The following is a 25,152-nucleotide window of genomic DNA, read 5'->3' on the forward strand; positions in this document are numbered from 1 at the left end:
GATGCTGAGATATATCCTCTGGCGCATCGCCGCCATGGTGCCGACGCTGTTCGTGATCTCGGCTCTGGTCTTCACCATCATCGAGCTGCCGCCGGGCGACTTCTTCGAAAGCCAGATCGCCGAGCTGCGCGCCCAGGGCGAAGCCGCCAACCTCCAGGAGATCGAAGAACTCCGGAAGCAGTACGGTTTCGACAAGCCAGAGATCGTCCGCTATTTCTACTGGGTCGGCGGCATGCTGCATGGCGATTTCGGCTATTCGTTCGAATATCAGCTGCCAGTCTCCGATGTCGTCGGCGACCGGTTGTGGCTGACAATCCTCGTCTCCTTCACCACCATCCTCGTCACTTGGCTGATCGCCTTCCCAATCGGCATCTATTCGGCCACGCATCAATATAGCTGGGGCGACTACGGGCTGACCTTCTTCGGCCTGCTCGGCATCGCCATCCCGAATTTCATGCTGGCGCTGATCCTGATGTATTTCGCCAACGTGTGGTTCGGCCTCTCCATCGGCCATCTCATGGACCAGCAATATCTGAACGAGCCGATGAGCTGGGAAAAGGCGAAGTCGATCCTCGCGCATCTCTGGATTCCGGTGATCATCGTCGGCACCGCCGGTACCGCCGGCATGATCCGCCGCCTGCGCGCCAATTTGCTCGACGAGATGCAGAAGCAATATGTGACGACCGCACGCGCCAAGGGCCTGCATCCCACCCGGGCGCTGATCAAATATCCGCTGCGCATGGCACTGAACTTCTTCGTCGCAGATATCGGCTCCATCCTGCCGTCGATCATTTCGGGCGCGGAAATCGTTGCCATCGTGCTATCCCTCGAAACCACCGGGCCAATGCTGGTCAAGGCGCTGCAGAGCCAGGACATGTACCTGGCCGGTTCGTTCCTGATGTTCCTCGCCTTCCTGAACGTTATCGGCGTGCTGATCTCGGATATCGCTCTCGGCTTCCTCGATCCCCGCATCCGCTTGCAAGGCAGGAGCACCAAATAATGTCGCCCTTGCCGCCGCCCGGTGCGCCTCTGGAGCACTTTGTCTCGACGACGCCGTTCGATCCACAGGCGCAGGAGACGATGACCTCTGCGCAGTCGCGCATTCATCTCGCGTCGCAGAAGCAGCTGATGTGGTGGAAGTTCAAGCAGCACCGCTTGGCGCTGATTTCCGGCATCTTCCTCGCATTGGTCTATTTCGCGATCCTGATCGTCGAATTCCTGGCGCCCTACGGCCTGCATAGCCGCAATGTCGACTACATCCATTCGCCGCCGCAGCGGGTGCACTTCTTCGACAAGGGCGAGTTCATCGGTCCCTTCGTCTATGGCCGCTCGATGCGGCTCGATATCGATACGCTGCGCCGCATCTACACCGAGAAGCCCGACGACATTCAGCCGATCCGCTTCTTCTGCAGCGGCGATGCCTATCGTTTCTGGGGTCTGTTCGAATCCAGACGGCACCTCGTCTGCCCAGCCGAAGGCGGCCAGATGTATCTGCTCGGCACCGACCGTCTCGGCCGCGACGTTCTCTCGCGAATCCTCTACGGCGCGCGCATCTCGCTGACCATTGGCCTGATCGGCATCACCATCAGCTTTGTGCTCGGCATCGTCATCGGCGGCCTCGCCGGCTATCGCGGCGGCGTCTTCGACCTGCTCGTCCAGCGCATGATCGAGGTGCTGCAATCGCTGCCGAGCTTGCCGCTCTGGATGGCGCTTGCCGCCATCATGCCGGTGACCTGGAGCCCGATCGTTATCTATTTCGGCATCACCGTGATCCTCGGCATCATCGACTGGACCGGGTTGGCACGTGCCGTCAGATCCAAGCTTCTGGCGCTGCGTGAGGAAGACTATGTGCAGGCCGCGCAGTTGATGGGCGCCAGCACGCCGCGCATCATCGGCCGCCATCTGGTCCCCGGCTTCATGTCGCATCTCATTGCTTCTGCAACGATTTCCATCCCCGGAATGATCCTTGGTGAAACGGCGCTGTCGTTCCTCGGCCTTGGACTTCGGCCACCGATCACCAGCTGGGGGATCTTGCTCACCGAAGCGAAAAGCGTCAGTGTCATCGCTTTCTACCCGTGGCTTCTGTTCCCGATAATTCCGGTGGTTCTTGTCATTCTTGCCTTCAACTTTCTGGGAGACGGGTTGCGCGATGCCGCAGATCCCTACAAATAACAGCAAGTCCAGCGGATCATCGGCCCGCTGTCTCTTGGCCTCCGGCAAACGGGGGTGAACTATGTCATTCGCCCCAGAGGTACTCTCCATGGCCAGACGTGTTGAAGATGCACGTATCCTCATGTACAGCCACGACACGTTCGGTCTCGGCCATTTGCGCCGCTGTAGAACGATCGCTCATGCGCTGGTCGAAGACTATCGCGGCCTCAACATCCTGATCATCTCGGGCGCCACGATCGCCGGCGCCTTCGATTATCGAGCCCGTGTCGATTTCGTGAAGATTCCGAGCGTGATCAAGCTGCGCAACGGCGAATATACGTCGATGGCGAGCCATATCGATCTGCAGGATACGCTGAAGATGCGCGAATCCAGCATTCGCCATACCGCCGAGACCTTCCAGCCCGACATCTTCATCGTCGACAAGGAGCCCATGGGCCTCAAGGGTGAAGTCGAGGATACGCTCGCCTATCTGAAAGCGCGCGGTACAACGCTGGTGCTTGGCCTTCGCGAGATCATGGACGCGCCGCACCTGCTCGATGCCGAGTGGAAGCGTAACGGCATCATGCAGAAGATCGACCAGTATTATGACAGCGTCTGGGTCTATGGCCCGCCTGACTTCTACGATCCATTGGTCGGCCTCGATGTTCCCGCCAATGTCCGACGCAAGATGGATTTCGTCGGCTTCCTGCAGCGCAGCGTTTCGAAGAGCAAGAAGTCGGTGAACACGCCGAAGGAAAAATACATTCTCGTCACGACGGGCGGTGGTGGCGACGGCTCCGACCTGGTCCACGACGTGATGAACGCCTACGAGCAGGATCCAACCCTTCAGCTGAAGGCGCTGGTCGTGCTCGGCCCTTATATGCCGGCTGCCGAACGCACCAAGCTCGTCAAGAAGGGCGAAAAGATTCCGTCCATCGAGGTCATCGAATTCGACAATCACATGGAAGAGCTGATCGAGGGAGCAACGGGCGTGGTCGCCATGGGCGGCTACAACACCTATTGCGAGATCCTCTCCTTCGACAAGCCGGCACTGATCGTGCCGCGCGTCAAGCCGCGCGAGGAGCAGTTGCTGCGGGCGCAGCGCGCCAGCGAACTCGGCCTCGTCGATATGCTGCTGCCGGATCAGTCCGCCAATCCTGCCATTATGGCCGAAGCCCTGAAGCAGCTGCCAAACCGCCAGCCGCCGTCGCAGAGCGGCTGCACAATGCGGCTTGAGGGCCTCGATCATATCTCGCAGACCGTTGGCCGCTGGCTCGACAACCGCGGCCGTCATCTCTCGCTCGTCGGCGCAGAGTGAAGACACCGACATTGCCAGAGCGCCGGAAGATCCTCGTCGTCCTGAAAGGCTATCCACGCCTTTCGGAAACCTTCATTGCCCAGGAGCTGCTTGGTCTCGAAAGGGCCGGCTTCGACCTGACATTGATTTCCATGCGCCGCCCGACCGACAAGAAGCGGCATCCTGTTCATGACGAGATCAAGGCGCGCGTCGTCTATCTGCCGGAATATCTCCACGAGGAACCGCTTCGCGTTCTGAAAGGCCTTTTCGCCAGCTTCAGCAGGAAGGGGTTCGGAGCGCTGATGAAGCGCTTCTTCGCCGACCTGCCGCGCGATGTTTCCCGCAATCGCTTTCGCAGGCTTGGCCAGGCGCTGGTTCTCGCACGCGAATGGCCTGATAACGGCCAGTGGCTGCATGCGCATTTCATCCATACGCCGGCCTCGGTAACGGAATATGCCAGCATTCTAACCGGCGTCCCGTGGACGGTTTCCGCCCATGCCAAGGACATCTGGACTTCACCGGATTGGGAGCTCAACGAGAAGCTTTCGAGCGCCCGCTGGGCGGTGACCTGCACCCGAACCGGTTATGAACACATGCGGACGCTGACCAGCCGTCCGGATGCGGTGCATCTCAGCTATCACGGGCTCGATCTTGCCCGTTTCGGCCATTTTTCAGGCGATCGGCCAAAGCGTGACGGATCGGCCACCAGCGATCCGGTCTTCCTGCTCAGCGTTGGCCGCGCCGTCGAGAAGAAAGGTTACGACATCCTGCTCAATGCGCTGGCCCTGCTGCCGAAGGATCTTGCCTGGCGTCTCGAGCACATCGGCGGCGGTGATGAGCTTGCGAAGCTCAAGGCACTTGCCAGCACTCTTGGCCTTTCTGAGCGCATCATCTGGAAGGGCGCGCTCGCGCAGGAAGATGTTCTCGATCACTACAGACGGGCCGATCTCTTCGTGCTCGCCTGCCGGATCGCCGCCAATGGCGATCGTGACGGGCTGCCGAACGTGCTGGTGGAGGCGTCGAGCCAACGGCTTGCCTGTCTGTCCACCAATATCTCGGGCGTGCCGGAACTGCTGACTGACGACGAAAATGGCCTTGTCGTGCCCCCTGAAGACCCGAAAGCGCTCGCTGCAGCGCTTGAGCGGGCAATCCGCGATCCGGCTCTGCGCCACCGCCTCGGCGACGCCGCCGAACAGCGCGTCCGGGCGCATTTCGACTATCATTCCAGCATCGCGCAGCTTACGCAGCTTTTTGAAGCCGAATGGGAGAAGACCCCATGAGCGCGAAGCGAGCCTTCTTCTACGTTCAGCACCTGCTCGGCATCGGCCATATCGCCCGCGCGAGCCGCATCGCCAATGCCATGGCAACAGATGGTTTCGACGTCACCGTCGTCACCGGCGGCTTGCCGGTTCCGGGGTTTCCGGCCGAGGGACTGAAGACGATTGCGCTGCCGCCTGTCGTTGCCAGCAATGCCGGGTTTTCAGGGCTTGCAGACGCAAATGGTAATCCGGCCACCGAAGCGTTCCTGTCTTCCCGCCGCGACATGCTGCTTTCGGCATTTCGCGAGACCAAGCCGGATGCAGTCATCATCGAAGCCTTTCCCTTCGGCCGCCGGCAAATGCGCTTCGAATTGCTGCCGCTGCTCGATGCGATCGCTTCGGTCAATCCGCGGCCAAAGCTCTTCAGCTCGGTCCGCGACATCCTGCAGGAAAACAGGAAACCCGGCCGCGACGAAGAAACCGTCAAGCTCGTCAAGGATCACTTCGATGCCGTTCTCGTTCACGGCGATCCTGATTTCGTGCGGCTGGAAGACACCTTTCCACTGACTGCTGATATTGCCGACAAGGTGCGATACACCGGCCTTGTCGCCCCACCGCTGGTGGCCGATCCGGCTGAGCGATTCGATATCATCGCGTCAGCAGGCGGTGGCGCTGTCGGCCTGGATTTGATACGCGCCGCCCGCGATGCCGCATCCTCACTTTCCGCTTCCTATCGCTGGCTGCTGATTTCGGGCCCGAATCTCCCTGAACGGGATTTCGCAATGCTCCAGCACGAAGCCCCGGCAAACGTGACGCTGGTGCGGTTCCGCAAGGATTTCCCATCTCTGCTGAAGGGCGCCAAGGTGTCCATATCGCAAGCCGGCTACAATACGGTCGGCGATCTTCTGCGCACTGATTGCCGAGCAATCTTGATCCCCTTCGTTGCCGGCGGCGAAACGGAGCAAACCGTGCGCGCCGAACGGCTGAAAGCCATGGGTCTGGCTAGCATTCTTCCGGAGACCGGGCTGACCGCTGAGCATGTCGTAAGTGCCGTCTCCGAAGCCCTTGCGCGCCCGCCCCGGCAGGCCGCCGCGCTGGACCTTGCGGGCGCTGAAACCACAGCGGCGATCATTCGCTCAATGCTCGGCTGAATTGCTCGCACTTTATGAAAGTCCTGTGATATAAACGGATTTCCGGCAGAATCGGCAGTTCGATGGTAGTCCGCTTCGCCTTGTTTTCGTTACGATATCCGGCGGTCCGGCGGCATGAACCTGTTTTCCGAATCCCCCTTCGTAAACGTCTCCGGACCCTCCCTTCAGGTTGACGGTTAGCAATGGAAAAGAGTCTCGCCCGCTACATCTGGTCGAACACCCGCCTCCAGCAGCTCTGGATTCTGGCGGTCGTTGCGGCGTCGATGATCCCCTACTTCCTGTCCTTCGATCTGCCGAAACAGATCGTCAACGGACCAATCCAGGGCGACGGCTTCGACAATGCCAACGCCACCCAGACCTTCATGCATCTGGCCTATGATCTGCCGCTGATTGGGCATGTCGAGTTCTTCCAGGGTCTGCAACTCAACCGTCTGCAGATGCTGATGGCGCTCAGCCTGGTTTTCCTGGCGCTCGTGGTGCTGAACGGTCTCTTCAAATTCTACATCAACACCTACAAGGGCCGCCTCGGCGAGCGCATGCTGCGCCGTATCCGCTTTCAGCTGATCGACCGGGTGCTGCGCTTTCCGCCGGCGCATTTCAAGCGAGTGAAATCCGCTGAAATCGCCACGATGATCAAGGACGAGGTGGAGCCGATGGGCGGCTTCACCGGGGATGCCTTCGTCTCGCCCGCCCTGCTTGGCGGTCAGGCGCTGACGGCGCTCGCCTTCATCATAATCCAGAATTTCTGGCTCGGCATGATCGCCGCCGGCATCGTCGGCGTGCAGGCCATCGTCATCCCTCGCATGAGAAAGCGCCTGCTCGAACTCGGCCGCCAGCGGCAGCTGACGGCACGCGAGCTATCGGGCCGCGTCGGCGAAATCGTCGACGGCATCGGCACGATCCACGGCAACGACACCTCCAACCTCGAGCGCGCCGATATCGCAGCGCGCCTCGGCCTGATCTTCTCGATCCGCTACGACCTTTACCAGTGGAAGTTCATGGTGAAATTCCTGAACAACTTCCTGGCCCAGGTCACCCCATTCCTGTTCTACGCCATTGGTGGCTATCTGGCGCTTCAGGGCCGCCTCGACATCGGCCAGCTGGTAGCCGTCATCTCCGCCTACAAGGACCTGCCGGGACCGCTGAAAGAGCTGATCGACTGGGACCAGATGCGCCAGGACGTTCAGGTCAAGTATCAGCAGGTCTACGAGCAGTTCAACGTCGAGCCGCTGATTGACAGCAAGATCCAAGACGTGCCCGCCGAAGCGATAGGCCCGTTGACGGCGGCACTCGTCGTGACCAACCTCGCCGTCAATGACGACAGTGGCGCGCGGCTGGTCGATCACGTCTCGGTAGAGATCAAGCCGAACGAAACGGTGGCGATCGTCGGCCCGAATGGAAGCGGCGCGGAAGCTTTTGCCGAAGCGCTCGGGCGCATCGTCTGGCCGGAAGGCGGGCGCATCAGCATCGACGGCCAGGATCTGCTTGCGCTGCCGGAATATATTACCGGCAGACGGATTTCCTACGTATCGTCGGATACCTACTTTTTCCACGGCACGCTGAAAGACAACATCCTCTACGGCCTCAAGCACGCGCCGCTGACTGATCCGGGCTACCAGGGTCAGGACGCTCTCGAATTCAAATGGCGAAACGCGGAGGCGCTGCGCGCCGGAAACCCGATATTCGACCTCAACAGCGACTGGGTGGACTATAACGCCGCCGGTGCGACAGGTCCTGACGATCTGCTGAAAGCGATCCGCCCGGTACTCGACGCCGTGCTGATTTCGCAGGACATTCTCGATCTGGCGCTGCGGTCGTCGGTCGATACCAGCGTGCATGTGGCGCTTGCGGAGCGCATCGTCGATCTGCGCGCCTCCTTGCGCGAGCGGCTGGAGGAAGAGAAGCTCGACACCATCGTCGTGCCCTTCGATTTCGACACCTACAACGCTCAGGCGACCGTTGGCGAGAACCTGCTTTTTGGCACGATGAAGCGGCCGCACATGACCAACAGGCGTCTCGCCGCCCACCCCTATTTCCAGCAACTGTTCCGCGACACCGGCCTCAGCAACGATCTCTACGCGATGGGCCTGGAGATCGCCGAAAACGCCGTGGAACTGTTCCATGACCTGCCGCCGGATCACCCGTTCTTCCAGCAACTGACCTTCATGACCGCGGACGACATCCCCGCCTACCAGGCACTGCTGCAAAAGCTGCAGAGCCGGAAGTTCGAGGACGCAACGGCCGAGGAACGCTCAAGTATCATCCGCCTGAGCTTCGCCTATATTGAACCCCGCCACCGCTTCGGTCTGCTGACCGACGAGCTGATGGAAAAGATCGTCTCGGCGCGCAAACAGTTCCACGAACATATTCCGAGTGATCTCTCGGCACTTATCGAGCGCTACGATCCGGAACGTTTCACCGCGTCTGCCAGCCTGATGGACAACGTGCTTTTCGGCCGCATCGCCTATCAGCAGGCCGATGCATCGGAGCATATCCGCTCGATCATGGGCGAGCTCTTCGACAAGCTCGATCTGTTCGACGACGTGCTGTCGATCGGTATGGAATTCGATGTCGGCTCTGGCGGCAAGCGCCTGACGATGGTTCAGCGCCAGAAGATCAATCTGGCGCGCGCGCTGCTGCGCCGTTCCGACTATTTCATCCTCAACCGGCCGCTGCTGGCGCTGGACCAGCGCGTCCAGGACCAGATCACCCGAAACGTGGTGACCGGCCTTCACGAGGAAGGTAAACGCCCGGCAATCATCTGGGTTCTGTCGAACGCGCGCCTTGCTGAGGTCTTCGACAGGATCCTGCTTTTCGAACGCGGTGGCCTGGCGCAAGCCGGTGGCTATCCGGAACTTTCGGAGAAAAACACTATGTTCAAGGAACTGTTATCGTAATAATCTACTGGGGCGGCTGAGACGGCATTCTTGCGAGGGAATGCCTGGTAGAGTTTTAGAAAACGCTTTCTCCTTATACGAGAGGAGGCGCCAGGGGGTAAAACACTCATGCTGTTGAGAGATGAAGTCGAAATGCTGCGGCGGGTGCCGATCTTTTCCAGGATCGCGCCGGCAAAACTCAAGCTTTTGGCATTCACCTCCGACCGGATGACCTACAAGGCCGGTCAGAACCTTTTCCATCAGGGCGATCCGGGCGATGCAGCCTACGTGATCCTCTCGGGAACGGCCGACATTCTCGTCCATTCTCCTGCTGGCGATATCAAGGTCGCCGATGTCGAACTCAACTCGATCGTCGGCGAGATCGCCATTCTCTGCGACGTCTCGCGAACGGCAACCGTGCGCGCCACCTCGGGGCTCGAAGTCCTGCGCATCAGCAAAGAGCACTTCCTGAAGCTGCTCAGCGACTTCCCAGAAATGGCCGTCGAAATCATGCGCGTGCTGGCCGACCGCCTGAACCACACGACTGCCGAACTGACCGCGGCCCGCGCAAAGCAGCCACCGGAACCGGTTAACTGATCAATATTAATCCGGCGGCCATTGCTGGGCGCCGCGAAGCAGGCGCAGGATCTGGATTTCCTGCGCGTTTTCATCGACGCGATAGATGATGACGAAGGGCGTCTGCGGGACAACGAGTTCACGTGTCCCGGGTTGACGTCCGGGGCGTCCAGCACGCGGATGCTCACCGAGCATAGCAGCGTTGCGAAGCACAAGATCACCCTGCGCCAACGCCGCGCGGGGATTCTTTTCTGAGATGTAGTGGATTTGGCGATTTCTATCGTGCCGGGCCTGGGTGGTCCATTTGACGATCACGCCTTGCCCTCTTGCGCAGCTATGCGCGCTTCAAGTTCAGCACGCATCTCTTCCCACTCCTTTTCCATCTCTTCCTGGCTGACCCATACGGTATTCGGATCATCCGCCTCGCGAAGGCCGATCTGGACTTGCTCGCGGAACCACCGGTCGTGTTCGGCCGCCTCATGCGCGCGCTTCAGTGCATCGGCACGATCAGGGCGCTTGCTGGATTTTGCGGCGTAGTCGGCAGCATCCACATCGAATTGCGAGATGCCGACATCCTTGAGATAGGAGACGAGCGTCTCCATGCGCTTGAAAAGCCTGACCTGGCGGCTGCGCTGGGCGGCAAGCGAATGCTCGCTCTTTCCATAGCGCACGACGATGGACCAGCCGCCGAGTTGTCCGACGACAAGGGTCTTGTCGATGGCGCCGGCTTCCGCGAGCCGCGAGAGGGTCGCATGGTCGATCATCGAATGGGTCATGAGAGCATCTCCTTGGTCCGGAAGGATATGCAATCAATTATAATTTGCAATGCGCTATTCAATAAAAAGCCCGGTACGAAACCGGGCTCTTTTGTTCGATCAGGATAGCATTCGCTACTCGCGTTGTTCCAGCGCCTTGCTGAAAGCCAGTGCTGCAAGCGTGCAGATTGCGCCCGAGAGCAGGTAGTAGCCGACGAAGGTCAGGCCGAAGCTGCTGGAGAGGCTCAGCGCCACCAGCGGTGCAAAGCCGGCACCGACGAGCCAGGCGAGGTCGGAGGTAAAGGCGGCACCGGTATAGCGGTAGCCGCGGCCGAAGCGCGAGGAGATCGAGCCGGTCGCCTGACCGAAGGACAGGCCGAGCACGCCGAAGCCGATGATGACGAAGGCATCCTGTCCGGCATCGCCGGATGCAATCAGCATCGGCCCGACGAAGGAGAAGATCGCGATCAGCACCGCACAGACGGCGAGCTGGGCGCGGCGGCCGATACGGTCGGCGATCAGGCCGGAGGCGATGATCGCGACGATGCCGACGAGTGCACCGATGATCTGCACCACCATGAACGTGTCGAGCGGCTGCGTTCCATAAAGACTCATCCAGCCGAGCGGGAAGATGGTGACCAGATGGAACATCGCGAAGCTCGCCAGCGGCACGAATGCCCCGATCAGGATATCGCGGCCATGAACCTTCAGAACCTTGCCGATCGGCGCGGCCTCGAGCTCATGCTGTTCCAGCAGCGTGCCGAACTCCTGGGTCATGACCAGGCGCAGGCGGGCAAAGAGCGCCACGACGTTGATCGCGAAAGCGACGAAGAACGGATAGCGCCAGCCCCACGAGAGGAAATCCTCGTTGGAGAGATTGGCGATGAAGAAGCCGAAGATAATGCTCGCCAGCGCGAAGCCGATCGGCGCACCGAGCTGCGGGATCATCGCGTACCAGCCGCGCTTGTTCTGCGGCGCATTCAGCGCCAGCAGCGATGCCAGGCCGTCCCAGGCGCCGCCGAGCGCAAAGCCCTGGCCGAGCCGGAACAGGGCCAGAAGCGCGATCGCCCAGTAGCCGATCTCGTTATAGCCGGGCAGGAAGGCGATCGACGCCGTAGAACCACCGAGCAGGAAAAGCGCAATCGTCAGCTTCGTGCCGCGGCCATAGAAACGGTCGATCGTCATGAAGACGACGGAGCCAACCGGACGCGCCAGGAAAGCCAGCGAAAAGATCGCAAAGGAATAGAGCGTCGCCGTCAGGCGATCCGGTGCGAAGGGAAAGATCAGTTGCGGGAAGACCAGAACCGAAGCCAGGCCATAGACGAAGAAGTCGAAGAATTCCGACATTCGACCGATGATGACGCCAAGGGCGATACTTCCGGGCGAAACCTTTTCGCCAGAATGGATCTGTCTTGCGTCGCGTTCAAGTGTCGTGGACGATGGTCCATAGTTTGCTGCAGTCATTAACGCCTCCCTCGTTGAGACGCCGCGGCAAAGCGCCTCAAGACGATGTTGATCAAACCCGCAAGCTTATCAAGTCTGATGGACGTAAATAGTTCATCATCCATTCTCAAAATTAGATGTGGACGAGAAATCGGGCGTGATCCGGCGAATCGAGCCGCCGCCAGGTGGCCCTTTTCATTTTCACGGATATATTATGCCGCTAACATGCATGCGCCCGGGCCAAATCCTTCGTAATTTATCAGGATTTCAAAGCCGTAGCGTCTTACAATTTTTGCCGCGCTGCGGCATCTTTGCTGCAGTGCGACCAAACACCTCATGTTGCCATCAGGTTCAGTGCTTTAGTCGCGGTTTGGACGAAACAACAAGAGCTTAGAGACGTGCAAAAACTCGTGAAGTTTTCCCGCCTTCTATCCGTGTTGCCGCTGATGATGCTGGCAGGATGCAATATGGTCGTGATGTCGCCGTCGGGCGATATCGCAAGTCAGCAGGCAGATCTCATTCTGGTCTCCACCTTCCTGATGCTGCTCATCATCGTGCCGGTCCTGTTCCTGACGCTGTTCTTCGCCTGGCGTTACCGGCGTTCGAACACGGCTGCGACCTACGATCCGGAATGGCATCATTCGACACGGCTGGAAGTGGTTATCTGGTCTGCGCCGCTGGCGATCATCATCGCGCTCGGCGCGATCACCTGGATTTCGACTCACAAGTTGGACCCATACCGCCCGCTCGACCGGATCGACGCGGAGCGCAGCATTCCGGCCGATACCAAGCTGCTGACCGTCGAGGTCGTGGCGCTCGATTGGAAATGGCTGTTCTTCTATCCGGATCTTGGCATTGCCACTGTCAACGAACTGGCAGCGCCGGTCGATGTGCCGATCAACTTCAAGATCACCGCATCGTCGGTCATGAACTCCTTCTACATCCCTGCCCTTGCCGGCCAGATCTATGCGATGCCGGGCATGCAGACCAGGCTGCACGCCGTCATCAACAAGGAAGGCGAGTATGAAGGCTTCTCCGCAAATTATAGCGGCGACGGCTTCTCGCACATGCGCTTCAAGTTCCATGGCCTGAACCAGCAGGGCTTCGACGATTGGGTCGCGCGGGTGAAGAGCCAGGGTACGGCGCTGAACCGCGACACCTACCTGAAGCTCGAAAAGCCCTCCGAGCGCGAACCGGTGCGCTATTATGCCAGCGCCGACAAGGATCTCTACGACGCGATCCTCAATCTCTGCGCAGCACCCGGTAAGATGTGCCTGAGCGAGATGATGCATATCGACATGATGGGCGGCGGCGGCAAGGAAAGCGCCGAGAACCGCGAGAAGCTGCAATATGACAACCGCCATGTGGAAAAGGGCGAAGGCACCAATGCCGCGACCTTCCCGGCAACCGGCACGCCTGCCCGCAGCGACGAGAAGCCCGCCGGCACCGGCGAAAATGGCCAGCAGCCGATGCAGAACGACATGCCTGGAATGGACATGAATGGCGGCGGCCACGATGGCCATTCGATGCCCGGAATGGACCATGGTACTGGCGATCCGGCTCCGGCCCAGCTGAACAACAATTAAACCTGGCGCTTTGCGTCGCTAAGACATCAATGAACGGGTTATTCCATGTTTTCCAATCCTGACCTCCTGAAGTTTATCTTCGGCCGGTTGACCCTCGATTCGATCCCCTATCACGAGCCGATCCTGGTCTTCACCTTCATCGGCGTGGCGATCGGCGGCATCGCCGTGCTGGGTCTCATCACCTATTTCAAGTTCTGGGGTCCGCTCTGGCGCGACTGGATCACCAGCGTCGACCACAAGAAGATCGGCATCATGTACATCATCCTCGCGGTGATCATGCTGCTGCGCGGCTTCTCCGACGCAATCCTGATGCGCATCCAGCAGGCGATCGCCTTCAACGGCAATGAAGGCTATCTGCCGCCGCATCACTACGACCAGATCTTCACGGCGCACGGCGTCATCATGATCTTCTTCGTGGCGATGCCCTTCGTCACCGGCCTGATGAACTTCGTCGTGCCGCTGCAGATCGGCGCGCGCGACGTCTCCTTCCCGTTCCTCAACAATTTCTCGTTCTGGATGACGACGGCAGGCGCGATCATCATCATGATGTCGCTGTTCGTCGGCGAATTCGCCCGTACCGGCTGGCTGGCCTATCCGCCGCTGTCTGGAGCTGACTACAGTCCGGGTGTCGGTGTCGACTATTACATATGGGGGCTGCAGGTCGCCGGTGTCGGCACGACGCTATCGGGCATCAACCTGATTGCGACGATCGTCAAGATGCGCGCGCCCGGCATGACCTTCATGAAGATGCCGGTCTTTACCTGGACTTCGCTCTGCACCAACGTGCTGATCGTCGCTTCCTTCCCGATCCTCACCGCAACGCTCGTTCTGCTGTCGCTCGACCGCTATGCCGGCACGAACTTCTTCACGAACGATCTCGGCGGCAATCCGATGATGTATGTGAACCTCATCTGGATCTGGGGTCACCCGGAAGTTTACATCCTGATTCTGCCGGCCTTCGGCATCTTCTCCGAAGTCGTCGCCACCTTCTCCGGCAAGCGCCTCTTCGGCTACGCATCGATGGTTTACGCCACCTGCGTCATCATGATCCTGTCCTACCTCGTGTGGCTGCACCACTTCTTCACGATGGGCTCCGGCGCCAGCGTCAACTCGTTCTTCGGCATCACCACGATGATCATCTCCATCCCGACAGGGGCAAAGATGTTCAACTGGCTGTTCACGATGTATCGCGGTCGCATCCGCTACGAAGTGCCGATGCTGTGGACCGTCGGCTTCATGGTGACCTTCGTCATCGGCGGCATGACCGGCGTCATGCTCGCCATCCCGCCTGCCGATTTCGTGCTCCACAACTCGCTGTTCCTGATCGCCCACTTCCACAACGTGATCATCGGCGGCGTGCTGTTCGGCCTGTTTGCGGGTGTCAACTACTGGTTCCCCAAGGCCTTCGGCTTCAAGCTCGACCCGTTCTGGGGCAAGATGAGCTTCTGGTTCTGGCAGATCGGCTTCTTCTTCGCCTTCATGCCGCTCTATGTGCTCGGCCTGATGGGCGTGACCCGCCGCGTCTCGCAGTTCGAGGATCCGTCGCTGCAGATCTGGTTCATCATCGCCGCTTTCGGTGCCGGCCTGATCGCACTCGGCATCGTCTCCTTCCTCGTGCAGATCTTCGTCAGCTTCCGCAAGCGCGAGGCCCTGAAGGACGAGACGGGCGACCCCTGGGAGGGCCGTACGCTGGAATGGGCGACGTCCTCGCCGCCGCCGGACTACAACTTCGCCTTCACGCCTGTCGTTCACGACCATGACAGCTGGTACGACATGAAGAAGCGCGGCTATGTCCGTCCGCTCGAAGGGTTCCGCCCGATCCACATGCCGAAGAACACCGGCACCGGCGCGATCCTTTCGGCCCTCAGCATCGGTCTCGCCTTCGGCCTGATCTGGTACATGTGGTGGCTGGCTGCCGTCTCCTTCGTCGCGATCGTCGTCGTGTCGATCGCCCATACGTTCAACTACAAGCGTGACTTCTACATTCCCGTCGAGGAAGTCACCGCGACAGAGGACAAGCGCACCAAGCAGCTTGCGGTGCAGGCATGACGACCATGACCGATCACACCATCGACACGGCCGAAAAGCCCGTCTTCTATCTGACCGAGGATCATCATCCGGAGAGCAGCACCAATCTCGGGTTCTGGCTCTATCTGATGAGCGACTGCCTGATCTTCGCCGTGCTTTTCGCCACATACGGCGTGCTCGGCCGCAATTATGCAGCCGGCCCGTCGCCGAAGGATCTGTTCGATCTGCCGCTGGTGGCAATCAACACGTCGATGCTTCTGTTCTCGTCGATTACCTATGGCTTCGCCATGCTGCAGATGATGAGAGGCTATAAGGCCGGCGTACTGTTCTGGCTGGCGATCACCGGCCTGTTCGGCGCCGCCTTCATCGGGCTCGAACTCTATGAGTTCGCGCATCTGATCCACGAGGGCGCCGGACCGTCGCGCAGCGCGTTCCTCTCGGCCTTCTTCACGCTGGTCGGCACCCACGGCCTGCACGTCACCTTCGGCATCATCTGGCTAATCACGCTGATGGTTCAAGTCTCGATGCACGGCCTGATCGAAGCCAACAAGCGACGCCTGATGTGCCTGTCGATGTTCTGGCACTTCCTCGATGTCGTCTGGATCGGCGTCTTTTCCTTGGTCTATCTGCTGGGAGTTCTCGGATGAACTCGAACACTCACGCCCACGACGCGCATCACGATCACGGCCATGGCCATGGCGACCATGGTCACGGCGGCCACGATGCGGATCACGGCTCCTTCAAGAGCTACATGATCGGCTTCGTGCTGTCTGTCATCCTGACGGCGATCCCCTTCTGGCTGGTCATGGCAGGCGTCTTCGAAAGCCCCCTGGTGACGGCGGTCACGGTGATGGCGCTCGGCGCCGTGCAGATCGTCGTCCACATGATCTACTTCCTGCACATGAACACCCGTTCGGAAGGCGGCTGGACGATCATGGCGCTGATCTTCACCATCGTCATCGTCGCCATCGCGCTGGCCGGCTCCTTCTGGGTCATGCATCATCTGAACACCAACATGATGCCGATGAGCCCCGAAATGATGAAGAACATGCCGTAAGGCAGATGCGGGCGGCCTCCGGGCCGCCCGCTGCATTTGACCATGACCGATCTGTCCGGCTCCAAACCCACCACACCCCGCTCGACCGGCAAGCTCATTCTGCTTGGCGGCCTGATGCTGCTGGCAATCGCTACCTTCATGGCACTTGGTATCTGGCAGGTGGAGCGGCTCTACTGGAAGCGCGATCTGATCGCCCGCGTCGATCAGCGCATTCATGCGGCACCGGTGCCCGCTCCAGAAGGCGCCGCCATCGACGCCACGGCCGATGAATACCTCCGGGTCTCCGCGACCGGCACATTCGACAACAGCAAGGAAACGTTGGTCTACGCCTCCACCGAGCTCGGCCCCGGATACTGGGTGATGACGCCGCTCCGGCTGGAAGACGGCAATGCCATCCTCATCAATCGCGGCTTCGTACCGCTGGAAAAGCGCGACCCGAAAATGCGCACTGAGGGTCAGCTTTCGGGACCGGTCAACATAACGGGGCTGCTGCGGCCAACGGAGCCGAAAGGTTCACTGCTGCAATCCAATGATCCCAAGACGGGATGGTGGTATTCGCGCGACGTGGCGGCCATTGCAGCCGACAAGGGCATCGGCAAGATCGAGCCCTACTTCATCGACGCCGATGAAGCGCCGAATCCGGGTGGCGCCCCGGTCGGCGGGCTGACGCGCGTCGTCTTCCCGAACAGCCACCTGAGCTATGCGATCACCTGGTTCGCCATGGCGCTGATGGTCATGGGCCTGTTTGCAGCCGCCGTTCGCAGCGAACTCCGCCGCCGCTGAGCGAAGCGACGGCTACATGGCCCGGCATTGCGGAAATGCACGGACCGCGACCTGTTCGGCAGCGGCATAGGCCTGGCTGACGATCTCCGGCACCAGATCGATATCCGGAAGGCTGCCGAGCCCGAGCGGACCGATGGCGAAAATCCCCTCGACGGACGATCCGTCGGCAAGATAGGGCTCGCCACGCTGGTTGACGGCGATGCCGAGCGACAGTTCGTCCGGCATCGCAAGCCCTGAGGCAAAGAGGCTCTGCATCAGCGGCACATCGAGGTCTGCGGCTCTGCAACGGCAATCGATCACCCGATCGGCATGGATGACTTCCTCCGTTCGCGTACCTGAGGGCGTGAAGAAGATACCACTCAAGCCCTGACGGCCCGCCAAACCGCGGCGCAGAACGGTATTGCCGCCTGCGAGCTCACGCTTGAGCCGCGCATACATCGCTTCCGGCAATCTGTTGCGGTGGCTGTCGTAGATCGCCCGCAGATGCCGGTTGAATTGCTGCTTCTGGCGCGCAGGCAGCGAGCGCCAGAGCGAACGCGCATGCTTGCGCAGGCCGTTCATCACGGATTGCCAGCTGCGGCCGCCCTCCTCGGCATCCCTGCAGGCCTTGCGGATGAAATGCACAATACCAGCGAGATCCTTGGGAAGCTCTTCGGCAGGGAAAAGCGGATCGGCGGAGTTCGGCGTATGGCTCTGCGGCAGGAAGCCATGCTTTGAAACGATGGAAATCTGGCCGGAATAGCCCTGATCCCGCAGCTGCAGCAACTGATCGACGACGCGGATGCCGCTACCGAGCAGGATGGTATGCGGACGCGCGACCAGCCGCTGGGCGCGCACCGGCGAGGTGTTCTCCGTCACGGCAGCGGACGGCGCAAGGCCATAGCCGGTGGCGAGGAAAACGGTGTCGAAAAGCGGATTTGCAGGGCCGGCATGTTCCAGCAGGAAGCGGTTTCCGTGACTCCTGCGGATCGCCACGACGGGCTCGTGGCAGACCTGGACGGTGATGTCCTTGCGGGTCGAGAGCGCTTCGGAAAAGCGCTGGTAGACGTAGTCGCTGAAAATTTCCTTTGGCACGAAGATCTGGCGGAATCCCGGGATCGCCGCCGGGACGGCAGCGCGGAATTCCGTGTTGCTACAGAGCCAGTCGTTGAAATCATCGGCATCGCCAGCCGACACCGAAAGGTCGCGGACGCGGGTGTTGAGGATGGCGGAACTCTTTGCCGACGACAGCGCCTGTCCGCCGCTGACGGAGGAATTCGGATCGAAGAGTTGCAGATGGAAGGGCGTACGCACTGTCTTCATCAGCGCAATTGCCGTCATCATCCCGGAAAAGCCGCGCCCGACAATGGCGATGCGCGGGATAGCCGAAGGCTTTGCCGCGGCAGCGGCCTTCGCAGAGAAAAGTCCTTGAACCGTCATCTCAACTCCCTTGCGGTCATCACCGCATCCGTGTCTCGATCAAGGTATCGACGCAGAAAAATCAGGCTGCGTCGGCCGGGGTTCGAACCGCTATACCAGCGGTCGTCCGGAACTGGCCGGAAAGGAATCTAGGGGAGTGAGGTCTCCCGCCCATAGTCTATTAAACTAGTCGTGTATGAAAGCGCTAAAATGCCTTCGCCGCAAGCCTCTGATTTCCGCCGGAGCAAAAATGCGGGTTAACACATTGATTACGGGCGCTGTTTTTTAGCTCTCTTCGCCGGGATATTGCTTCGCCTTGAGCAGTGCGGCGAGATGGGTGATGTTTCGCGCCAGGGTCTCGATCATCGTGGTAACGTTCTCCGGCACCTGCTTCAGATCGGCGAAATTCGTTGATCCCATCGCCTCGCCGACCCAATAGGCGACGGCATTGGCCGGCACCGTGAAACCGACATCGTTCAGCGCCTGATAGAGTTCGGCCGAGACATGGTGCGCGCCGTCCTCGTTTCCGACCACGGCAACCGCCGCCACCTTTCCATACGATACCATGCGACCCTCCGCGTCGGTTTCCGATAGGAACGCATCCATCCGCTCGAGGGCTCGTTTGCAGACGCTCGACGGTTGGCCCATCCATATCGGCGTCCCGACGAGCAGAATGTCGGCGGCGAGGATCTTTTCGCGGATGCCGGGCCAATCGTCCCCCTCGCCTTCGTCGGATGTGACGCCGGGCTTGATGTTGAAATCCGCCAGCCGGAGAACCTCGGTCGTGACATCGTATTTCGCCAACTCGTCGTCGATCAGCGCAATCATTCGTTCGGTCGATGACTGCTCCTGGCTTTCCGCGGTTTTCAGGGTGGCGTTGAGGGCGAGTGCTTTGAGAGACATGCGGTGCTCCACGGACTCATATCGGTCCGTCACACGAACACGGCAAAGCATCGATTGTTCCGCGCGGAAACGGCGCGTGATCGCGCTCACGAGAAAATAACCAGTTGGTGAATTCTTTACTTGAACGGCCAGGTGGAATCGGCAAAAGTAAGCGCACTACCAATCCCATCATGGAATTGCCGTGTTTTCGGGTCAGCGTCCGAATGCACTTATCTATTTGGAATCATTACCGTGAGCAGCGATGCGTCCTTAAGCGCGACGAAGCATTCGGCTTCGCTCGCGAAAGCAACTGCGGCAGGCTGGGGCAAGGGGCTCTACACACTGGTCCGCATCACCGTCATGGCCTTCCGGCATCCCTGGCAGGCAAGTCTGGCGATCGGCGCGACGCTTGTGGCGTCCACCTTTCAGCTGATGATCCCGCGGCTACTCGGCCAGGCGGTCGACCACACCCAGGTCGCCCTGAGCGGCGGCACCGTCGGCCAGGCGGCGCAGGACGCGCTGCTGACGACGGCGCTGATGCTGCTTGGCGCCAGCGTGCTGCGCGGCCTCTTCACCATGGTGCAGAACTATTATTCCGAGAGCGTCGGCCATCATATGGGCTATTCGCTGCGGCTGGCCTGCTATGAAAAGATCCAGCGGCTTTCCTTCAGCTTCCACGACACCGTGCATTCCGGCGACCTCATCACCATCGGCCTGCTCGATCTCGAAGGCGTCCGGATGTATTTCTCGACGGCGCTGGTGCGTGTCTTCCTGCTGTCGATGCTAATCGGCATCGGCGCCTATATGCTGATCACCACCGATCCGGTGCTCGGTCTCCTCGCCCTCAGCTTCGTTCCCTTCGTCGGCTGGCGTTCATCGGTCACGCAGCTGCGCCTGCGTGCCACATGGCTGGAGCTCCAGGAGCGTCTTTCGGTGCTGACCCGCATCATGGAAGAAAACCTCGGCGGCATTCGCGTCGTCCGCGCCTTCGCGGCTCAGGACCATGAGATGGCGAAATTCCAAGCGGCATCCGAAAGTGCGATCGAACTCGCACATCAGCGTGTCGGCATCCGCGTTGCCAATACCAGCGCCATGACCTTCTCGTTCTTCGTGTCGATGGGTCTCGTGCTCTGGGTCGGCGGCGGCAAGGTCATGGCCGGCGAAATCACCGTGGGCACGCTCGCCTCGTTCCTGACCTTCATGACCATCCTGCAGATGCCGGTGCGCCAGCTCGGCCTGATGGTCAACGCCTTCGCCCGGGCCTCGACCTGCGGCACGCGCCTCTTCAATCTTCTCGACCTTGAGATTGCCGTGCGCGATGCGCCCGATGCGGCGGAGCTCAAGGTCACCGAGGGAACGCTTCGCTTCGAGCATGTGGACTTCGCCTATCCGAGCTCGGAGATGCACCAGGTTCTCTACGATGTCAGCTTCGAGGCGAAGCGCGGCGAAACGATCGGCATTGTCGGCCCTCCGGGTAGCGGCAAGTCGACGATCGCGCATCTGATCCCGCGCTTCTATGACGCCACCGGTGGCCGCATCACCATCGACGGTCAGGATATCCGCAAGGCGACACTGCAATCGCTGCGCCGCTCCGTTGCCGTTGTGCAGCAGGATTCCTTCCTGTTCACGACGACGATCGAGAACAACATCGCCTATGGCGACCCATGGGCGAAGGAGCCGCGGATCGAGCGTGCCAGCGAAAGCGCGCAGCTGCACAACTACGTGCTCGGCCTGCCGACTGGATATGGCACGGTCGTCGGCGAGCGCGGCGTGTCGCTGTCCGGCGGCCAGCGCCAGCGCCTGTCGATCGCCCGCGCCCTGATGCTGCGCCCCGCCGTGATGGTCTTCGATGACTCGACGGCTGCAATCGACGCGGCGACCGAACAGCGTATCCGCTCGGCGATGCGCAAATACGCCGCCGACCGGGTGACGATCATCGTCGCGCACCGGCTGAGCTCGCTGATGCATGCCGACCAGATCCTCTTCGTCGAGGACGGCCGCATCGTCGAGCGCGGCACGCATGCGGAATTGCTCGCTCTCGGTGGGCGCTACAAGGCGCTTTACGACCTGCAGGTACGGCCGGGAGATGAGGCGCTGAGTGCTTAGCACGAACAAGCGTTTGTGAGACTGTGTGTTTGCGTTTTGCTCCCTCATCCCTGTGCTTGTCACAGGGATCCAGCAGCGCCGCGTCTGCGGCGCGGAAGAACTCTTTCACGCGAAAGACTTCGCGTGGCTAGATTCCTGTGACGAGCACAGGAATGAGGGAAGAGAATTATGCCAGCCGCAGATAGAGGCATCTGCAGTGGGTCCAGACCACAAGAAGCCTCAAGACCAGGGAGTGGATGATGGCCGAGGAAATGGAACCCGAGCGCCCCGATCCGCGCGAAGACGGCAGGCGGCCGCCGCGGGCGGTGGTCGGTTCGCACCGGATCGAAGAAGAGATGTTCGGTACCGCCTTCGACGGCAACATTGTCAAGCGCATCTGGACCTTCGTCGATCCCTACAAGGACAAGATCATCTGGTCCGTCGTGGCGGTGCTGACCTTCACGGCCATGCAGCTGCTGATCCCGCTGATCATCCGCTACGCCATCGACCACGGCATGCGGCAGGGGGGCAGTTCCAGCGCGCTCACCTGGTCGATCTTTGCCTTCCTCTGTGCCATCCTCGTCAACTATGCCGCCAGCTATGCGCAGGAGACGCTGGTGGGCGGGGTGGCTGAAAACGTGCTCTTCGACATGCGAAAGGCAATGTTCTCGCATCTGCAGCGCGTCTCGCTCTCCTTCATGGACAAGACCGAAGTTGGCCGCCTGATGTCGCGGCTACAGGGCGACGTCAACTCGATGCAGGAGTTTCTCGAAACGTCGGTCCTGTCCGTCGGCGATATCTTCCTGCTCTTCGGCATCGTCTTCGTGATGCTCTATCTCGATTTCAAGCTCGGATTGCTGACGCTATCGGCCCTGCCGGTGCTCTTCGTCGTCCGCCTCTTCTGGCTGCCGCTGGCGCGCAAGTCGTTCATGGCAGCACATGAAACGAACTCGGTGGCGAACGGCGCGCTGGCAGAGGCGATCCATGGCGTGCGCGCAGTCCAGAGCATGGACCGCCAGAGTGTGAATTTCACGCTCTACGACGACAAGGCCCATGCCAATCTTCTCACCCATCTGACGGCAGCGCGCTATGCGCAGGTGATGGTGCCGATCGTCGACAGCCTGACGGGCGTCGCCATGGCCCTCGTCATCGTCGTCGGCGGAGCACGTGTCCTGAACCAGGCGCTTGACGTCGGCGTGCTCGTCGCCTTCCTGTTTTATATCCAGCGCTTCTTCGATCCGATCCGTTCGCTGACGCTGCAATATTCGGTGATGCAGCGCGCCATGGCCTCAGGCCAGCGGCTGACAGAGGTGCTGGACGTTCCCGTCGACATCCAGGACGCCCCCGATGCCAAGGTGCTTTCGCGGGATATGGACGGCTCGGTCGAATTCCGCGACGTGGTCTTCGGCTACAATCCGAAGCATCCGGTGCTGAAGCATGTGAGTTTCCGCGTCAATCCGGGCGAAACGGTTGCGCTCGTCGGACCGACCGGCTCGGGAAAATCGAGCTGCATGTCGTTGATCCACCGCTTCTACGATGTACAGCAGGGGCAAGTGCTTGTCGGCGGCAATGACGTGCGGGATCTGACGCAGGATTCACTCGGCGACCAGATCGCCATGGTGCTGCAGGAGCCTTTCCTCTTCACGGGCAGCGTCTTTGAAAACATTCGCTATCACAAGACAAATGCCACCCGCGAACAGGTGATCGAGGCGGCCAAGGCCGTCGGTGCGCATGATTTCATCATGCGGCTGGCAGAAGGCTATGACAGCATTCTCGGTGAGCGCGGCGGCAATCTCTCGCTCGGGCAAAGGCAGCTTCTGTCCTTCGCCCGCGCGCTCGTCGCCGATGCGAAGATCCTCGTTCTCGACGAGGCTACGGCCAATATCGACAGCTATACGGAAATGCTGATCCAGAAGGCCCTGGTGAAGCTACTGGAAAACCGCACCGGCCTCGTCATCGCCCACCGTCTCGCGACGATCCGCGAAGCCGACCGCATCATCGTGCTGCAGAACGGCGAGCTGATCGAGAGCGGCAACCATAATGAGCTGATGAAGAACGGGAAGCTCTATTCCCGGCTCTATAATCTCAACTACGCGTCTTTCGACGATATTCCCGAAGACGTGCTCGAAGAGACGGCATCAGGCAGCTCGGCGACATAAAAAGCACGAGGCATGGCGTCGCCTGCCTCGTGCCCATCAGCACCATGGAGCTATCAGATATCCGCCCTGACGGCCTGCCGCTGGCTGCCGAGCTTTTCGATGCCGAGCTCGACGATATCGCCTGATTTCAGGTAGCGCGGCGGCTTCATGCCCATGCCGACGCCCGGCGGTGTGCCGGTCGAGATGATGTCGCCGGGATGCAGCGACATGAACTGGCTGAGGTAGGAGACTAGATAGGCGGCTCCGAAGACCATGGTCTTGCTGGAACCGTTCTGCATCGTCTCGCCGTTGACCTTCAGCCACATCTTCAGGTCTTGCGGATCAGGCACCTCGTCCTTGGTGACAAGCCAGGGACCGGTCGGGCCGAACGTGTCGCAGGACTTGCCCTTGGTCCACTGACCGGAGCGCTCAATCTGGAAGGCGCGTTCGGAGACGTCGTGGATCGTGCAGTAGCCGGCAACATAATCGAGCGCATCGGCTTCGCTGACATATTTCGCCGTCTTGCCGATGACGATGCCGAGCTCGACTTCCCAATCGGTCTTCTCCGAGCCGCGCGGGATGACGAGATCATCATTGGGGCCGACAATCGCCGAGGTCGCTTTCATGAAGATGATCGGTTCCGGCGGCACGGTGGCACCGGTCTCGGCGGCGTGGTCGGAATAATTGAGGCCGATGCAGATGAACTTGCCGGTACCGGCAACGCAGGGGCCGAGCCGTGGTGTTCCCTCGACAACCGGCAGCGTGCTGGTGTCGAGCCGCGACAGTTCGGCGAGACGATCGGGGTTCAGGGCCGCTCCGGCGAGATCGCCAAGCTGGCCGGAGAGATCGCGGATCTTGCCGCCGGCATCGAGAAGGCCGGGCTTTTCCCGGCCGGCTTCACCGTAACGAAGAAATTTCATGCGGATTCCATTCCTGTGTCGGTTCGAAGGTCAGATGGTCCAGCCGCCATCGATGGCGTAGGCCTGACCTGAGGTGTAGGTGGCGCCGGCGAGATAGACGGCGAGTTCGGCGATCTCTTCCGGCGAGCCCAGACGGCCCATCGGCTGGCGCGAGATGAAGGCGGCGCGCGCCGTCTCGTAATCCCCCTGCGCCTTCATGCGATCCTGCAGCGACGGGCTTTCGACAGTGCCGGGGCAGATGGCGTTGCAGCGGATGCCCTGCGCTACGTAATCGGCAGCAACAGACTTGGTGAGACCAATGACGGCAGCCTTGGTGACGCCATAGGCGAAGCGGTTCGGCACGCCCTTGATGCTAGATGCCACCGAAGCCATGTTGATGATCGAGCCATCCTTGCTTTCCAACATGCCGGGCAGCACGGCGCGGATGGTGCGGATCATCGCCTTGACGTTGAGGTCGAGGGCGAATTCCAGATCGGCGTCCTTCATCTCCAGGATCGAGCCTGCATGGACGAAGCCGGCGCAATTGAAGAGCACGTCGATCTGGCCGATCTCTGAGACCAGCGCATTGACGGCTGCCTCGTCGAGAACATTCAGCTTGTGGGTCGCAATCCCGGTTTCGGCCGTCAGCTGCGCCAGTGCATCGGTGTTGATGTCGGTGGTATGTACGGTGGCACCAGCCTGCTGAAAGGCGATTGCGGAGGCGCGGCCGATCCCCTGCCCTGCGGCGGTGATCAGAACGATCTTGCCGGTCAAATCCTGTGACATGA

At 60.5% G+C, this 25,152-nt stretch carries 21 protein-coding genes; 14 read left to right on the plus strand and 7 right to left on the minus strand.

Annotation, left to right across the window (positions count from 1 at the left end):
* Nucleotide 1: 1 nt before the first annotated feature.
* The 7 genes from AB4Z25_RS22485 (at nt 2) to AB4Z25_RS22515 (ending at nt 9,331) form a co-directional block, all read left to right on the plus strand.
* Nucleotides 2–1,000: an ABC transporter permease gene (locus tag AB4Z25_RS22485; RefSeq protein WP_442209121.1), complete on the plus strand. Its 999-nt coding sequence runs from the start codon at nt 2–4 to the stop codon at nt 998–1,000.
* Nucleotides 1,000–2,172, plus strand: a complete 1,173-nt coding sequence (locus AB4Z25_RS22490; protein WP_162708505.1) for an ABC transporter permease — start codon at nt 1,000–1,002, stop codon at nt 2,170–2,172. The genes AB4Z25_RS22485 and AB4Z25_RS22490 overlap by 1 nt, the downstream gene beginning before the upstream one ends.
* Before the next feature lie 88 nt (nt 2,173–2,260).
* Entirely contained in the window at nt 2,261–3,469 is a 1,209-nt protein-coding gene (locus AB4Z25_RS22495) for a glycosyltransferase family protein (RefSeq protein ID WP_112598460.1), read from the plus strand.
* 11 nt (nt 3,470–3,480) lie between these two features.
* Nucleotides 3,481–4,728 carry a glycosyltransferase gene (locus AB4Z25_RS22500; RefSeq protein WP_442209123.1) on the plus strand — a complete coding sequence of 416 codons (1,248 nt, stop codon included), beginning with the start codon at nt 3,481–3,483 and terminating at the stop codon, nt 4,726–4,728.
* Nucleotides 4,725–5,858 carry a glycosyltransferase family protein gene (locus AB4Z25_RS22505; protein WP_442209125.1) on the plus strand — a complete coding sequence of 378 codons (1,134 nt, stop codon included), beginning with the start codon at nt 4,725–4,727 and terminating at the stop codon, nt 5,856–5,858. The genes AB4Z25_RS22500 and AB4Z25_RS22505 overlap by 4 nt, the downstream gene beginning before the upstream one ends.
* 182 nt (nt 5,859–6,040) lie before the next feature.
* Complete coding sequence (locus AB4Z25_RS22510; RefSeq protein ID WP_442209127.1) at nt 6,041–8,755, plus strand: ABC transporter transmembrane domain-containing protein; 2,715 nt, start codon at nt 6,041–6,043, stop codon at nt 8,753–8,755.
* A gap of 108 nt (nt 8,756–8,863) precedes the next feature.
* Nucleotides 8,864–9,331 (plus strand): cyclic nucleotide-binding domain-containing protein, encoded by a 468-nt coding sequence (locus AB4Z25_RS22515; protein WP_112386639.1) that lies wholly within the window; start codon nt 8,864–8,866, stop codon nt 9,329–9,331.
* 6 nt (nt 9,332–9,337) lie between these two features.
* Here AB4Z25_RS22515 and AB4Z25_RS22520 read toward each other — a convergent pair whose 3' ends face one another.
* From AB4Z25_RS22520 to AB4Z25_RS22530, 3 genes are all read right to left on the minus strand, one after another.
* Nucleotides 9,338–9,625 (minus strand): type II toxin-antitoxin system RelE/ParE family toxin, encoded by a 288-nt coding sequence (locus AB4Z25_RS22520; protein WP_442209129.1) that lies wholly within the window; start codon nt 9,623–9,625, stop codon nt 9,338–9,340.
* Nucleotides 9,622–10,086, minus strand: coding sequence for a hypothetical protein (locus AB4Z25_RS22525; protein WP_442209131.1), 465 nt, complete (start codon nt 10,084–10,086; stop codon nt 9,622–9,624). Before AB4Z25_RS22525 ends, AB4Z25_RS22520 begins: the two co-directional genes overlap by 4 nt.
* A 114-nt stretch (nt 10,087–10,200) precedes the next feature.
* The gene (locus AB4Z25_RS22530) at nt 10,201–11,529 is read right to left on the minus strand and encodes an MFS transporter (RefSeq protein ID WP_112386636.1); all 1,329 of its coding nucleotides are present in this window, start codon (nt 11,527–11,529) and stop codon (nt 10,201–10,203) included.
* 377 nt (nt 11,530–11,906) lie between these two features.
* Between AB4Z25_RS22530 and cyoA the strand changes: the two genes are divergently transcribed.
* From cyoA to AB4Z25_RS22555, 5 genes are read left to right on the plus strand one after another with little or no spacing between them, the layout of a single operon-like run.
* Entirely contained in the window at nt 11,907–13,094 is a 1,188-nt protein-coding gene (gene cyoA / locus AB4Z25_RS22535) for a ubiquinol oxidase subunit II (protein WP_442209132.1), read from the plus strand.
* A gap of 45 nt (nt 13,095–13,139) precedes the next feature.
* Complete coding sequence (gene cyoB, locus AB4Z25_RS22540) at nt 13,140–15,143, plus strand: cytochrome o ubiquinol oxidase subunit I (protein ID WP_442209134.1); 2,004 nt, start codon at nt 13,140–13,142, stop codon at nt 15,141–15,143.
* Nucleotides 15,144–15,148: 5 nt separating this feature from the next.
* The gene (gene cyoC / locus AB4Z25_RS22545) at nt 15,149–15,769 is read left to right on the plus strand and encodes a cytochrome o ubiquinol oxidase subunit III (RefSeq protein WP_442209342.1); all 621 of its coding nucleotides are present in this window, start codon (nt 15,149–15,151) and stop codon (nt 15,767–15,769) included.
* Nucleotides 15,766–16,179: a cytochrome o ubiquinol oxidase subunit IV gene (cyoD, locus tag AB4Z25_RS22550; protein ID WP_442209135.1), complete on the plus strand. Its 414-nt coding sequence runs from the start codon at nt 15,766–15,768 to the stop codon at nt 16,177–16,179. Before cyoC ends, cyoD begins: the two co-directional genes overlap by 4 nt.
* A gap of 42 nt (nt 16,180–16,221) precedes the next feature.
* Complete coding sequence (locus AB4Z25_RS22555) at nt 16,222–16,962, plus strand: SURF1 family protein (protein ID WP_442209137.1); 741 nt, start codon at nt 16,222–16,224, stop codon at nt 16,960–16,962.
* A gap of 12 nt (nt 16,963–16,974) precedes the next feature.
* Here the strand turns inward: AB4Z25_RS22555 and AB4Z25_RS22560 are convergent, their stop codons facing one another.
* Together AB4Z25_RS22560 and AB4Z25_RS22565 are read right to left on the minus strand one after the other, a co-directional pair.
* Nucleotides 16,975–18,381: an FAD/NAD(P)-binding protein gene (locus tag AB4Z25_RS22560; RefSeq protein WP_442209139.1), complete on the minus strand. Its 1,407-nt coding sequence runs from the start codon at nt 18,379–18,381 to the stop codon at nt 16,975–16,977.
* Between the two features lie 264 nt (nt 18,382–18,645).
* Nucleotides 18,646–19,263 (minus strand): flavodoxin family protein, encoded by a 618-nt coding sequence (locus tag AB4Z25_RS22565; protein WP_442209140.1) that lies wholly within the window; start codon nt 19,261–19,263, stop codon nt 18,646–18,648.
* 120 nt (nt 19,264–19,383) lie between these two features.
* Here AB4Z25_RS22565 and AB4Z25_RS22570 point away from each other — a divergent pair, with 120 nt between their 5' ends.
* Both AB4Z25_RS22570 and AB4Z25_RS22575 read left to right on the plus strand, forming a co-directional pair.
* The gene (locus tag AB4Z25_RS22570) at nt 19,384–21,348 is read left to right on the plus strand and encodes an ABC transporter ATP-binding protein (protein ID WP_442209142.1); all 1,965 of its coding nucleotides are present in this window, start codon (nt 19,384–19,386) and stop codon (nt 21,346–21,348) included.
* 239 nt (nt 21,349–21,587) lie between these two features.
* Nucleotides 21,588–23,486: an ABC transporter ATP-binding protein gene (locus AB4Z25_RS22575; protein WP_442209144.1), complete on the plus strand. Its 1,899-nt coding sequence runs from the start codon at nt 21,588–21,590 to the stop codon at nt 23,484–23,486.
* A gap of 53 nt (nt 23,487–23,539) precedes the next feature.
* Here the strand turns inward: AB4Z25_RS22575 and AB4Z25_RS22580 are convergent, their stop codons facing one another.
* Together AB4Z25_RS22580 and AB4Z25_RS22585 are read right to left on the minus strand one after the other, a co-directional pair.
* Complete coding sequence (locus AB4Z25_RS22580; protein WP_442209145.1) at nt 23,540–24,385, minus strand: fumarylacetoacetate hydrolase family protein; 846 nt, start codon at nt 24,383–24,385, stop codon at nt 23,540–23,542.
* Nucleotides 24,386–24,415: 30 nt separating this feature from the next.
* Entirely contained in the window at nt 24,416–25,150 is a 735-nt protein-coding gene (locus tag AB4Z25_RS22585; protein WP_442209147.1) for an SDR family oxidoreductase, read from the minus strand.
* Between the last annotated feature and the right edge of the window lie 2 nt (nt 25,151–25,152).

Origin of the sequence: Rhizobium sp. RAF36, assembly GCF_052114105.1 — a bacterium.
Classification (GTDB): domain Bacteria; phylum Pseudomonadota; class Alphaproteobacteria; order Rhizobiales; family Rhizobiaceae; genus Rhizobium.

Coding starts and splice junctions, on each gene's coding strand:
- AB4Z25_RS22485 (WP_442209121.1), top strand. CDS start 2: ATGCTGAGATATATCCTCTGGCGCATCGCCGCCATGGTGCCGACGCTG.
- AB4Z25_RS22490 (WP_162708505.1), top strand. CDS start 1,000: ATGTCGCCCTTGCCGCCGCCCGGTGCGCCTCTGGAGCACTTTGTCTCG.
- AB4Z25_RS22495 (WP_112598460.1), top strand. CDS start 2,261: ATGGCCAGACGTGTTGAAGATGCACGTATCCTCATGTACAGCCACGAC.
- AB4Z25_RS22505 (WP_442209125.1), top strand. CDS start 4,725: ATGAGCGCGAAGCGAGCCTTCTTCTACGTTCAGCACCTGCTCGGCATC.
- AB4Z25_RS22510 (WP_442209127.1), top strand. CDS start 6,041: ATGGAAAAGAGTCTCGCCCGCTACATCTGGTCGAACACCCGCCTCCAG.
- AB4Z25_RS22515 (WP_112386639.1), top strand. CDS start 8,864: ATGCTGTTGAGAGATGAAGTCGAAATGCTGCGGCGGGTGCCGATCTTT.
- AB4Z25_RS22525 (WP_442209131.1), bottom strand. CDS start 10,086: ATGACCCATTCGATGATCGACCATGCGACCCTCTCGCGGCTCGCGGAA.
- AB4Z25_RS22530 (WP_112386636.1), bottom strand. CDS start 11,529: ATGACTGCAGCAAACTATGGACCATCGTCCACGACACTTGAACGCGAC.
- cyoB (WP_442209134.1), top strand. CDS start 13,140: ATGTTTTCCAATCCTGACCTCCTGAAGTTTATCTTCGGCCGGTTGACC.
- cyoC (WP_442209342.1), top strand. CDS start 15,149: ATGACCGATCACACCATCGACACGGCCGAAAAGCCCGTCTTCTATCTG.
- cyoD (WP_442209135.1), top strand. CDS start 15,766: ATGAACTCGAACACTCACGCCCACGACGCGCATCACGATCACGGCCAT.
- AB4Z25_RS22555 (WP_442209137.1), top strand. CDS start 16,222: ATGACCGATCTGTCCGGCTCCAAACCCACCACACCCCGCTCGACCGGC.
- AB4Z25_RS22560 (WP_442209139.1), bottom strand. CDS start 18,381: ATGACGGTTCAAGGACTTTTCTCTGCGAAGGCCGCTGCCGCGGCAAAG.
- AB4Z25_RS22565 (WP_442209140.1), bottom strand. CDS start 19,263: ATGTCTCTCAAAGCACTCGCCCTCAACGCCACCCTGAAAACCGCGGAA.
- AB4Z25_RS22575 (WP_442209144.1), top strand. CDS start 21,588: ATGGCCGAGGAAATGGAACCCGAGCGCCCCGATCCGCGCGAAGACGGC.
- AB4Z25_RS22580 (WP_442209145.1), bottom strand. CDS start 24,385: ATGAAATTTCTTCGTTACGGTGAAGCCGGCCGGGAAAAGCCCGGCCTT.
- AB4Z25_RS22585 (WP_442209147.1), bottom strand. CDS start 25,150: ATGTCACAGGATTTGACCGGCAAGATCGTTCTGATCACCGCCGCAGGG.